This window comes from Pseudooceanicola antarcticus, from assembly GCF_900215355.1.
In the GTDB taxonomy this organism is placed as follows: Bacteria; Pseudomonadota; Alphaproteobacteria; order Rhodobacterales; family Rhodobacteraceae; genus Pseudooceanicola; species Pseudooceanicola antarcticus.
In genome coordinates, this window is sequence record NZ_OBEA01000007.1 from 77,596 (window position 1) to 89,802 (window position 12,207).

Here is a 12,207-nt window from a genome sequence, read left to right on the forward strand (position 1 = left end):
TATCTGCGCGGGCCTCTTGCCGCCTCGCACGGGCTCCATTACCTTCGCGGTGCAACAGACGGTGTTTCATGAAAATCGGCATCCTCCAGACCGGACATGCGCCCGAGAAAATGCTTGATGACATGGGGGATTACCCCGGTTTCTTCGAGCAGCTTCTCGCGGGCAACGACTTTACCTACGAGACCTACGCAGTGGTGGACGGGATCTTCCCGGAAGGGGCGCGCAGCTGCGACGGCTGGATCATCACCGGCTCGCGCCACGGGGCCTATGAAGAGCACGCCTGGATTCCCCCGCTCGAGGACCTGATCCGCCAGATCTACGCCGAGGGGGTGCCCCTGGTGGGTGTCTGCTTCGGCCACCAGATCATCGCCCAGGCGCTTGGCGGCCATGTCGAGAAATTCTCCGGCGGCTGGTCCGTCGGTGCCACCCGCTATACCGGCGAGGCGGGCAGCAAGACGCTCAACGCCTGGCACCAGGACCAGGTGACGATGCTGCCGCCCGGCGCGCGGGTCCTGGCCTCCTCGCCCTTCTGCCAATATGCGGCGCTGGCCTATGGCGACCATGTCTATACCATCCAGCCGCATCCCGAATACGGCGCCCGCGCCATCGAGATCCTGCTGGAAACCCGCGCCCCCGGCGTGGTGCCCGCCTACCTGATCGAGGATGCCACCCAGCGCCTCGAAACGCCGACAACCGAACTGGACGAGGCCGCCCGCATCGCGGCGGTGCTGAAAGGAACTCCCGCATGAGCGGCGACATCCCCAAGAACTGGACCGACAACCTCCCCGAGGCCGCCCGCGCCTACCTGGAGAACCGCCGCCTCGACGAGGTGGAATGCATCATCGCCGATGTCCCCGGCATCGCGCGCGGCAAGGCCGTGCCGGCGTCGAAATTTGCCCGGCAGAAGAACTTCCACCTGCCGAATTCGATCTTCTTCCAGACCATCACCGGCGATTGGTCCGACGCCGCCGGCGAAGAGGGCTTCATCGAGCCCGACATGATCCTGGAGCCCGATCTCTCGACCGCCACCGCCGCGCCCTGGACCGGCGACTGGACGCTGCAGGTGATCCACGACGCCTATGACCGCAAGGGCCAGCCCATTCCCTTCTCGCCCCGCAACGTGCTCAAGCGCGTCTGCAAGCTCTACGAGGAACAGGGCTGGAAGCCGGTCGTCGCCCCCGAGATGGAATTCTACCTGGTCGCCCGCAACGTCGACCCGGCCAAGCCGATCTCTCCGATGATGGGCCGCTCGGGCCGCCCCGCCGCCGCCCGGCAGGCCTATTCGATGACCGCCGTCGATGAATTCGGCCCGGTGATCGACGACATCTACGACTTCGCCGAGGCCCAGGGCTTCGAGATCGACGGCATCACCCAGGAAGGCGGTGCCGGGCAGCTGGAAATCAACCTGCGCCACGGCAACCCGGTGAAGCTGGCGGACGAGGTCTTCTATTTCAAGCGCCTGATCCGCGAAGCGGCCCTGCGCCACGATTGCTTCGCCACCTTCATGGCCAAGCCGATCAGCGACGAGCCCGGCTCGGCGATGCATATCCACCACTCGGTGCTGGATATCGAGACCGGCAAGAACATCTTCACCGGCCCCCAGGGCGGCGAGACGGATGCCTTCTACTACTTCATCGGCGGCCTGCAGAAGCACCTGCCGGAATGTATCCCGCTGCTGGCCCCCTACGTGAACTCCTACCGCCGCTACGTGAAGGACCACGCCGCGCCCATCAACCTGGAATGGGGCCGCGACAACCGCACCACGGGCATCCGGGTGCCGATCTCGGGCCCCGATGCGCGCCGGGTCGAGAACCGCGTGGCGGGCATGGACTGCAACCCCTACCTCGGCATCGCCGCCTCTCTTGCCGCGGGCTACCTCGGCCTGATGAACGAAGAGCGCGCCGAGAAGCAATTCCGCGGTGATGCCTACGAGGGCGAGGGCGACTTCCCCCGCACCCTGGGCGAGGCGCTGGACACGATGGAGGGCGCCACGGCGCTGGCCGAGGTCCTGGGCCCCGAGTTCCTGCGCGTCTATTCGGTGGTAAAACGCACGGAATACGAGGAATTCCTCTCGGTCATCTCCCCCTGGGAACGCGAGCACCTGCTGCTGAACGTCTGATCCGGGTTCCACCGGCGCACGAACGGGCCTCCGCCGCACTGGCGGGGGCCCGTGTCGTTTCGGGCCTGCGGCCCGAGCCTCCGGCGGCAGTATTTTCGGCCATCGGATAGGGAAAGGGCCGCATCCCCCCATCCGATGGCCAGAAATACTGCGGGGGGAGCCGCAGGCGGGGGGCAGAGCCCCCTCCTCCACCCGGCCCTCAGTTACATACTTTTCACTTTGCCCGCGCCGCCTCTTCCGTTAGGTTTCCCGAAAGAGAGTTTCAGGAAAGCCGAAGATCATGACCCTGCCGCCGAATGTCTACGACGCCGAACCGATCCCCGAGGCCGCCCGCGCCGAGGTCGAACGTCTGCTCTCTTCCGGTGATCTCTTCCGCTACACCGCCCCCGAGAACGCCCCGGTCACCCTGCTGGAAACCGAATTCGCCGAGATGATGGGCACGAAGTACGCCCTGGCGGTCTCTTCCTGCTCGGCCGCGCTCTTCCTGTCGCTGAAGGCGCTGGACCTGCCGCGTGACGCACGCGTGCTGATCCCCGGCTTCACCTTCGCCGCCGTGCCCTCTTCCGTCGTTCATGCGGATTGCCAGCCGGTGCTCTGCGAGGTCGGCGCGAACTACCGCATCGACATGGCGGATTTTGCCGCCAAGCTGCCCTCCTGCCAGGCGGTGATCATCTCCCACATGCGCGGCCATACCTCGGACATAGATGCCATCATGGCGCTCTGCGACGAGGCCGGCATCCCGGTGATCGAGGACGCCGCGCACAGCCTGGGCACCACCTGGCATGGGCGCAACATCGGCACCATCGGCCGCATCGGCTGTTTCTCGTTCCAAAGCTACAAGCTGCTGAACTCCGGCGAGGGCGGCATCCTGATCACCGATGACGCCGACCTGGTGGCCCGCGCCATCATCATGTCCGGCGCCTATGAGCACATGTGGAAGAAGCACAAGGCGCGCCACGGAGAGAACTCCAACGACCTCGTCGAAGCGCTGGAGCGCTGGCAGAACCAGCTGCCGCTCTACAACCTGCGCCTGTCGAACCTCTCGGCCACGCTGATCCGCGCCCAGATCCCCGAGGTCCCGCGCCGGGTACGTGATGGCCGCCGCAACCACGACCACACCGCCGCCGCCATCTCGGCCAGCCCCTGGATCGAGGTGCCCGCCAAGCTGGCGCCCGAAGAGCGCGCACCCGACTCGCTGCAGTTCAACCTGGTCGGTCTGTCTGACGCCCAGACCCTGGCCTTCCAGCAGGCGGCGGCGCGCCGTGGCATCAAGGTGCAGGTCTTCGGCATGTCCACCGACAATGCCCGCGCCTTCTGGAACTGGCAGTTCATCAAGGACCTGCCCGAGCTGCCCCAGACCCGCACCATGCTGATGCGCGCCTGCGACTGCCGCCTGCCCGCGCGCCTGACCCTGGCCGAATGCGATCTCATCGCCCAGGCGCTGACCGGCGCGGCAGAGGATGTGATGGGCGAAGACGTCACCCACGCCGCCGAGTAAGCCGGCACCAAGATCACCTGATCAAGGCAAACGGGCCCGTCGACGCGGGCCCGTTTCTCGTTCGATATCCTCATCGGGAGGGCGGGCGGAGCGGCGAGGCCGGGACCTCGCCCTGCCTCCGGCCTCACCCGTTGGCGGCGGCGAATTTCCCCATCAGGTAGGGCCCCGAGGTCACGGTCTCGCCGCCCTCGCCCGCAAGGGGCTTCACCTCCGCATGCCAGTTCGGCTGGTGGAAGAAGGCCAGCGACATCCGCCGCCGCGCCGCCCATTCGGGCGGCGTCACCACGCGGTGCAGGGTCGAGACCCAGCGGCCGCCGGTCCACAGCGTCATCAGGTCACCGATATTGATCACGAAGGCACCGGGCACCGGCGGCACGGCGCGCCAGTCTCCTTCCGGCGTCAGGATCTCGAGCCCCCGCGAGCCCGGCTCCGGCAGCAGGATGGTCAAAGAGCCGTAGTCCGTATGCGCCCCGGCGCGCAGCTGCCCGGTCTCGGGCGGGCGGTCCTGCGCCGGGTAGTTCAGCGCCCTGAGCGCCGAGATCGGCTGGTCGATGACGCTTTCGAAATGATCTTCCGGCAGGCCCAGGGCCACGGCGAAGGCCTGCATGATGCGCGCGGCCAGGCGCTCCATCTCGCGGTAATAGGCCTCCCAGGCCTCGCGGAAGCCCTGCGGAGCCTCGGGCCAGGGGGTCGGCGCATAGCAGAAGGCCAGCGCGTCGGGGTCGGTCTCGCCCGGCGGCACCGCCAGCGGGCCGCCGTTGAAGCTCTCCTTCAGGTCCGGCGGGGTCTCTTCACCGCGCGACCTGGCCAGCGCCTCGGTGCCGGGGCCCAGGTAGCCATAGGGCGCACCGGGTGCCGGGGCCAGCGCGTGCTTCACCTCCGGGCTCTGGTCGAAGAAGTCGGTCAGCTTGCTCCAGAGGCCCTCGATCACCGCATCGGGCACACCGTGGTTGCCGACCGCCAGGAAGCCCGTCTCGCGGCAGGTCCGGTCCAGCTCGGCCCCGATGGCGGCCCGGCCGGCGGCATCGGCGCGGGCGAAGGCCGCGAGGTCGAGAATGGGAAAGGCGGGCTGATCGGACATGGGAGGGCTCCTTCGGAAGTTCGCCCAGACGCTCCGACGATGCGGCCGCGCTGTCAATCCGCACCGGCACGATGCGGCCCCGCAGGCCGGGGCAAGGCCCAAGCCCGAGGCAGGCCTATCGGCAAAGCTGCGGGACGGCGGGCGGGGCGTCGAGGCCACGGCCTCGCGCGCCGCCTGGCGTCAGGCGTCAGGCGTCAGGCGAAGGGATCGTCCGCGTAGCCCACCCCGGCCAGGTAAAGACCATCCGGCGGACAGACCGGCCCGCAGGCCGCACGATCCCGCGCCTCGAGCGCATCGCGCACCTGCTCGGGCGCCCAGGCCCCGGCGCCGACGCGCTCCAGCGTGCCGACGATGGAACGCACCTGGTTGTGCAGGAAACTGCGCGCCCTGAGGTGGAAGCGCAGCTCGGGCCCCGAGGGCCCCTCGATGGGCTCGATGCGGATCTCGTCCAGGGTCTTCACCGGGCTTGCCGCCTGGCAGATCGAGCTGCGGAAGGTGGTGAAGTCGTGATGCCCCACGAGGAAGGCCGCCCCCGCCCGCATCGCCTCCACGTCCAGCGCCTGCTTCACCTGCCAGACCAGACCGGCCTCGAAGGTGGCAGGGGCCCGCCGCATCAGCAGCCGGAAGAGATAGCGCCGCTCGCCGGCCGAGAACCGCGCATGCCAGTCGTCGGCCACCCGTGCGCAGGCGCGGATCGCCACCGGTTGCGGCTTCAGGTGGTAGTTCAGCGCCTCGGACAGGCGGAACGGGTCCCAGTCGCGGGTGAGATCGCAATGGGCCACCTGCGCCGTCGCATGGACACCTGCATCGGTGCGCCCGGCGGCGGCGATCGTGTGTTCGCCCGGCTGCAGCCTGGCCAGCGCCGCCTCGATGGCCCCCTGCACGGAGGGCACGTCGGCCTGCCTCTGCCAACCGGCAAAGGGGGCTCCGTTGTATTCGACCTGCAAAGCATACCTGGGCATGGGGCGCGGCTTATCCCATCGGGCGCGCCTTCGGCAAGCCGGAGCGCCGCGCTCCGGCGTGGGAAATTTGCAAATTCAGGGCTTTGCAAATTCGCCCGGGACCACAAGCGCGCCGCTCCGGCTTGGAAACCGGCCCCCTCGGCTCTATCTTGGTCTGGCAGGCAAAAGGATATGGCAGTGACGGCAGGCATTTCGCGCTTCGGCATCACCTCTCTGGCGGATGGCGTCTCCCGCCAGGTCGAGGCCGCCTCGGACAGCCTTTCCGCGGCCTTCTTCGAGCCGGTGATCCGCCTGGGCGTGACCGGCATGGCACGGGCCGGCAAGACCGTCTTCATCACCTCGCTGGTGGCCAACCTGCTGAACCGGGCCCGCATGGCCGGCCTGACCGCCGAGGCCGAGGGCCGCATCACCACAGCCTTCCTGCAGCCCCAGCCCGACGTGACCCTGCCCCGTTTCGACTACGAGGCCCACCTGGCCGCGCTCACCGGCCCCGCTCCGCATTGGCCCGAGAGCACCCGCACGATCTCGGAGCTGCGGCTGTCGTTCCGCATTCGCCCCACCGGGCTCCTGGGCGGCATGGCCGGCCCGCGCATCCTGCACCTGGATATCGTCGACTACCCCGGCGAATGGCTGCTCGACCTCGGGCTGATGAGCCAGAGCTACGCCACCTGGTCCGCCCAGGTCCTGTCGCGGATGGAGCCCCGCCCCGAGGCCGCCGCCTTCCTGGCCGCGGCCCGCGACGCCACCGGCCTGGCCGAGCTCGACGAGAGCCGCGCCCAGGAGCTGGCCCGCCTCTACACCACCTACCTGACCGAGGTCCGCGCGCGCGGCTTCTCGGACGTGACACCGGGCCGCTTCCTGCTGCCGGGCGACCTGGCGGGGTCGCCGGTGCTGACCTTCGCCCCCCTGCCCCCCGAGGAGCGCGCGCCGCGCCGGGGTCTCTGGCGCGAGATGGAGCGCCGTTTCGAGGCCTACAAGGCCCGCGTCGTCAAACCCTTCTTCACCGAGCATTTCGCCCGCATCGACCGCCAGGTGGTGCTGGTCGATGCGCTCTCGGCGATCCATGCGGGCCCCGCCGCGGTCGAGGACCTGGGCCGCGGCATGGAGGCGGTGCTGCAGGCCTTTCGCCCCGGCCGCAACGCCTGGCTGTCGCAAGTGCTCTTCGGCAAGCGGGTCGAGAAGATCCTCTTTGCCGCCACCAAGGCCGACCACCTGCACCATTCCCAGCACCCCCGCCTGACCGCCGTGCTGGACGAGTTGTTGTCATCGGCCATCCGCCGCGCCGATTTCGCCGGGGCGAAGACCGGCTCGATGTCCATCGCCTCGCTGCGCACCACGGTCGAAGAGACCCTGCGCCACGAGGGCCGCATGCTCGACTGCGTGCGCGGCAGGCTGGCCGGAGGGCGCGAGGCCTCGCTCTTTCCCGGCGAACTGCCGCAGGATCCCTCGCGGATCACCCGTGGCCACCAGGCCGGAGACAGCTGGCTCGACGGCGACTACCAGATCATGAACTTCCAGCCCGCAACGCTGAACCTGCGCCCCGGAGAAGGCCCGCCGCATATCCGTCTCGACCGCGCGGCGGAGTTCCTTCTGGGGGACAGGCTTTGAGACCGCGCCGCGCCTTCCCCTGGCACCTGCCCGGCCTCGCCCGCGTGCTCTGGTCGCATACCCGCGCGCCGGGCCACCCCCGCGCCCGCAGCCGGTTCCAGGACCTGGGGCTGCTCATGCGGCTGGTCCGGCGCGGTGAGCTGCGCCTGATCCGGCACCGGGGGCGGGTGGTGGCCTTCCTCGCCCGGCGCGAGGCGCTGATCCTTGCGCTCTACGTCCACCCCTCCGCGCGGCGGCAGGGCCTGGGACGGATGCTGCTCGCGGAGGCGCAGCGCCAGAGCCCGGCTCTGTCGATCTGGACCCCGCAGGCCAACGAGGCCGCGCGCCGCTTCTATGCCGCCTCGGGGTTCGTCACCATGGGCTACGGCGATGGCGCCGGCAATGACGAGGCCCTGCCCGAGGTCCTCATGGTCTGGTCCGCCACGCCCCACCGCCCCAAGAGAGATGCCGCATGACAGAGCCCTCCAGCCCCAACCGTGATGCCATCAAGCCGGTGCTGATCGAACGCCCCGATGACAGCGCGCGGGTCGATCCCGCCAGCGCGCCGCCGGTGCCCGACAGCCTGCCGCTTGCCCCCGAGGCCGGCCTTGCGCGCTCGGCCCGGCTGATGGCGAGACGCCCCTCGCGGCTGGCGCGCTGGTTCTGGGGCTTGGCGGGCGCACTGCTGACCGTGTCGATCAGCACGGCGGCCTGGAACGCGGTCACCGGGCTCATCGCCTCGACCCCCTGGCTGGGCTGGGCGGTCACCGCGCTGCTCGGCGCCTTCGGCCTCGTTCTGCTGGCGATCATCCTGCGCGAGCTCACCGCCTTCGCCCGCCTGTCGCGGATCGAGCATCTGCACCACGCCCTGCGCGAGGCCCGCGCCAGCGAGGACCTCTCGGAGGCCCGCGCCACGGTGAAACAGCTGACCAGGCTCTACCGTGGCCGCGCCGACATGCGCTGGCCGCTGGAGCGTTTCGACGAACGCGCGCCCGAGCAATTCGACACCCCCGCCCTCTTCTCGCTGGCCGAACAGGAACTCATGCGCCCCCTCGACCGCGCCGCCCGCGCCGAGGTCGAGGCCGCCGCCCGCCAGGTCGCCACGGTCACGGCGCTGGTGCCCCTGGCCTTCGCCGACGTGGCCGCGGCGCTGACCTCGAACATCCGCATGATCCGCCGCATCGCCGAGATCTACGGCGGCCGCTCCGGCACCCTGGGATCCTGGCGGCTCCTGCGCGCGGTGATGACCCACCTGGTGGCCACCGGAGCGGTGGCCATGGGCGACGACATGCTGGGCTCGATCCTGGGCGGCAACCTGCTGTCGCGGCTGTCGCGCCGCTTTGGCGAAGGCGTGGTCAACGGCGCGCTCACCGCCCGTGTCGGCGTCGCCGCCATGGAGGTCTGCCGTCCGATGCCCTTCAGCAAGAAGACCCGCCCCAAGGTCACCGCGATCATCCAGAGCGCGCTGACCGGGCTCTTCGCCAAACCCGACAGGTCCGGGGGCTGAACCCTGGCGGGTCGGGGGGCTCCGCCCCCATCGCCTGCGGCTCCCCCCCGGAGTATTTTCAGCCTGGTGATGGAACAGGTTTGCGGAAGAATGGCTCCCTCCTTTTCAGCTGAGAGCTTGCACGCTCTCCATGGCGAAAGGAGGCCGCCTTTCCGGGCCCTGTCCCGCATCATCACCAGGCTGGAAATACTCCCGCCGGAGGCCTCCTGCATCGGCAACAGGAACAGGCGCCTGATCCACTGGACGCCCCCTGCCGCCACGTGTACATAAGCCCCATGATGACAAGAGCCTTCGCCATCATCATTCGAATTACATGCCCGGCGCTCTGAACGCGAGCCGCCGGGACAAGGCGTATGGGATACCGCGCCGACCTTTCACAGACATTGCGACTTCCTGAAACGGATCACGACATATGTGCGCCGAGACGCCTGACTACAAAGACACCCTGAACCTTCCGAAAACCGATTTCCCCATGCGCGCGGGACTGCCCAAGCGCGAGCCGGCCTGGCTGGCACGCTGGGAAGACATCGGGGTCTATGACCGCCTGCGCGAGAAAGCCAAGGACAGCGGAACCTCCCGCACGCCCTTCACGCTGCATGACGGCCCCCCCTATGCCAACGGCCACCTGCACATCGGCCACGCGCTGAACAAGACGATCAAGGACATGATCGTCCGCTCCCACCAGATGATGGGCCATGATGCGCGCTATGTGCCGGGTTGGGATTGCCATGGCCTTCCCATCGAGTGGAAGATCGAAGAGCAGTACCGCAAGAAGGGCAAGAACAAGGACGACGTGCCGATCGTCGACTTCCGCCAGGAATGCCGCAAGTTCGCCGAGGGCTGGGTCGATATCCAGCGCGAGGAGTTCAAGCGCCTGGGCATCACCGGCAACTGGGCCGATCCCTACCTGACCATGAACTTCCATGCCGAGCGGGTCATCGCCGAGGAATTCATGAAGTTCCTGATGAACGGCACGCTCTACCAGGGCTCGAAGCCGGTCATGTGGTCTCCGATCGAACAGACCGCCCTGGCCGAGGCCGAGGTCGAGTACCACGACAAGGAAAGCTTCACCATCTGGGTGAAGTTCAAGGTGGCCGACTACGGCACCGGCGAGACCGATCGCGCCGGCGAAGAGGAATCCGACGCGGCCTCGCAGGCCGTGCTGGAAGCCGCGCAGGCCGCCCGCGAGACCTTCCTGGGCGCCTACGTGGTGATCTGGACCACCACCCCCTGGACCATCCCCTCCAACAAGGCCGTGGTCTTCGGCGCCGACTATGACTACGGCCTCTACGAGGTCACCGGCACCCCCGAGGACTGCTGGCTGAAGGTGGGCGAGAAATACCTGCTGGCCGACAAGCTGGCGGCGGCGACCTTCGCCAAGGCCCGTCTGAGCGACGATCAGTGGACCCGCGTCAGCGACGTGACCACCGCCCAGCTTTCCGCGATGAAGCTGACCCACCCGCTTGCCGGCACCGAAGGCTCGAACGGCGAATGGGACGATTACCGCGATTTCCGCGCCGCCCCCTTCGTCACCGACGAGGAAGGCACGGGCTTCGTCCATTGCGCTCCCAGCCACGGCATGGACGAATACGAGCTCTACCGCGACCTGGGCATGCTCGACCAGGTGATCACCTACAACGTCATGGACGACGGCGGCTTCCGCGCCGACCTGCCCTTCTTCGGCGGCAAGCATATCCTGTCGCGCAAGGGCGGTGAGGGCGACGCCAACAAGGCGGTGATCGACAAGCTGGTGGAAGTCGGCGGGTTGATGGCGCGCGGCAAGATCAAGCACTCCTACCCGCATTCCTGGCGCTCCAAGGCGCCGGTCATCTACCGCAACACGCCGCAGTGGTTCGCCGCCATCGACCGCAAGGTCGGCGACGGCCAGGACCAATACGGCGAGACGATCCGCGAACGCGCGCTGAAGTCGATCACCGAGCTGGTGAAGTTCACCCCCATCTCGGGCCGCAACCGCCTGCATTCGATGATGGAGAGCCGCCCCGACTGGGTGCTGTCGCGCCAGCGCGCCTGGGGTGTGCCGCTGACCTGCTTCGTGAAGAAGGGCGCCCTGCCCACCGACGAGGGCTTCCTGATGCGCGACCCGGCGGTCAATGCCCGCATCAGTGAGGCCTTCGAGGCCGAGGGCGCCGATGCCTGGTACAAGGAGGGCGCCAAGGAGCGCTTCCTGGCCGATGACTACGATCCCGCCGAATGGGAGCAGGTCTTCGACATCCTCGACGTCTGGTTCGACTCTGGCTCGACCCACGCCTTCGTGCTGCGCGACCGCGAGGACGGCACCGAGGACGGTATCGCAGATGTCTACATGGAGGGCACCGACCAGCACCGCGGCTGGTTCCACTCCTCCCTGCTGGAGGCCTGCGGCACCCTTGGCCGCGCGCCCTACCGCAACGTGGTCACCCATGGCTTCACGCTGGACGAGAAGGGCAACAAGATGTCCAAGTCGCTCGGCAATACCGTGGCGCCCGAGGACGTGGTGAAGCAATACGGCGCCGACATCCTGCGCCTCTGGGTGGCCCAGGCCGATTACACCGCCGACCAGCGGATCGGTGACACCATCCTGAAGGGCACCGCCGACAGCTACCGCCGTCTGCGCAACACCCTGCGCTTCATCCTGGGCTCGCTCGGTGACTTCACCGAAGCGCAGCGGGTCGCCCCCGCCGACATGCCCGAGCTCGAGCAATGGGTGCTGCACCGCCTGGCCGAACTGGACGAGACCGTCCAGCAGGGCTACCGCGCCTTCGACTTCCAGGGCGTCTTCCAGGCCGTGTTCAACTTCGCCACGGTGGAACTGTCGTCCTTCTACTTCGACATCCGCAAGGATGCGCTCTACTGCGACGGCGAGACCCTGCGGGCACACGCCTGCCGCACCGTGCTGGACATCCTCTTCCACCGCCTGACCACCTGGCTGGCGCCGGTCCTGGTCTTCACCATGGAAGAGGTCTGGCTGGAGCGTTTCCCCGGCGAGGACAGCTCGATCCACCTGCAGGACTTCCCCGAGACGCCCGCAGAGTGGAAGAACGACGCCCTGGCCGAGAAATGGGCCCGCGTCCGCCGCGCCCGCCGCGTGGTCACCGCCGCGCTCGAGGTGCAGCGTGTCGAGAAGGTCATCGGCGCTTCGCTGGAAGCCGCGCCGGTGGTCCATGTCGAGGATGCCGAGACCCTGGCCGCGCTGAAGTCCGTCAACTTCGACGACATCTGCATCACCTCCGGTCTCTCGCTCACCGCCGACCCGGCGCCGCAGGAGGCCTACCGCCTGCCCGAGATCGCCGATATCTCGGTGGTCTTCGAGAAGGCCGAGGGCGAGAAGTGCCAGCGCTGCTGGAAGATCCTGCCGGACGTGGGCACCCACGCCCATGCAGGGGTCTGCGGCCGCTGCGACAGCGCCCTCGACTAAGCGCCTCGGGCCATTTCCGCCCAGCAATTGATCAGCCC

9 protein-coding genes are annotated in these 12,207 nt (G+C 68.4%); 7 read left to right on the top strand and 2 right to left on the bottom strand.

Going from position 1 to position 12,207, the window contains the following annotated elements; translation table 11 throughout:
* Positions 1-68 precede the first annotated feature (68 nt).
* The 3 genes from CRO50_RS16675 to CRO50_RS16685 all read left to right on the top strand — a co-directional run bounded on the left by CRO50_RS16675 (position 69) and on the right by CRO50_RS16685 (position 3,617).
* Entirely contained in the window at positions 69-749 is a 681-nt protein-coding gene (locus tag CRO50_RS16675) for a type 1 glutamine amidotransferase (RefSeq protein ID WP_097147069.1), read from the top strand.
* Positions 746-2,119, top strand: coding sequence for a glutamine synthetase family protein (locus CRO50_RS16680; RefSeq protein WP_097147070.1), 1,374 nt, complete (start codon positions 746-748; stop codon positions 2,117-2,119). Before CRO50_RS16675 ends, CRO50_RS16680 begins: the two co-directional genes overlap by 4 nt.
* A gap of 280 nt (positions 2,120-2,399) precedes the next feature.
* Positions 2,400-3,617 (top strand): DegT/DnrJ/EryC1/StrS family aminotransferase, encoded by a 1,218-nt coding sequence (locus CRO50_RS16685; RefSeq protein WP_097147071.1) that lies wholly within the window; start codon positions 2,400-2,402, stop codon positions 3,615-3,617.
* A 124-nt stretch (positions 3,618-3,741) separates the two neighbouring features.
* On the opposite strand, the gene CRO50_RS16690 is transcribed toward CRO50_RS16685, so the two are convergent.
* Together CRO50_RS16690 and truA are read right to left on the bottom strand one after the other, a co-directional pair.
* The gene (locus tag CRO50_RS16690) at positions 3,742-4,698 is read right to left on the bottom strand and encodes an isopenicillin N synthase family dioxygenase (protein WP_097147072.1); all 957 of its coding nucleotides are present in this window, start codon (positions 4,696-4,698) and stop codon (positions 3,742-3,744) included.
* 194 nt (positions 4,699-4,892) lie between these two features.
* Positions 4,893-5,660 carry a tRNA pseudouridine(38-40) synthase TruA gene (gene truA, locus CRO50_RS16695; protein ID WP_097147073.1) on the bottom strand — a complete coding sequence of 256 codons (768 nt, stop codon included), beginning with the start codon at positions 5,658-5,660 and terminating at the stop codon, positions 4,893-4,895.
* Positions 5,661-5,831: 171 nt separating this feature from the next.
* On the opposite strand from truA, the gene CRO50_RS16700 reads away from it, so the two are divergent.
* The 4 genes from CRO50_RS16700 to ileS all read left to right on the top strand — a co-directional run bounded on the left by CRO50_RS16700 (position 5,832) and on the right by ileS (position 12,169).
* The gene (locus CRO50_RS16700; protein ID WP_097147074.1) at positions 5,832-7,268 is read left to right on the top strand and encodes a YcjX family GTP-binding protein; all 1,437 of its coding nucleotides are present in this window, start codon (positions 5,832-5,834) and stop codon (positions 7,266-7,268) included.
* Positions 7,265-7,723: a GNAT family N-acetyltransferase gene (locus CRO50_RS16705; RefSeq protein ID WP_097147075.1), complete on the top strand. Its 459-nt coding sequence runs from the start codon at positions 7,265-7,267 to the stop codon at positions 7,721-7,723. Before CRO50_RS16700 ends, CRO50_RS16705 begins: the two co-directional genes overlap by 4 nt.
* Entirely contained in the window at positions 7,720-8,754 is a 1,035-nt protein-coding gene (locus tag CRO50_RS16710) for a YcjF family protein (protein WP_097147076.1), read from the top strand. The genes CRO50_RS16705 and CRO50_RS16710 overlap by 4 nt, the downstream gene beginning before the upstream one ends.
* Positions 8,755-9,166: 412 nt before the next feature.
* A complete protein-coding gene (gene ileS / locus CRO50_RS16715; protein WP_097147077.1) occupies positions 9,167-12,169 on the top strand; it encodes an isoleucine--tRNA ligase in 3,003 nt (1,000 codons plus the stop codon).
* Positions 12,170-12,207 lie beyond the last annotated feature (38 nt).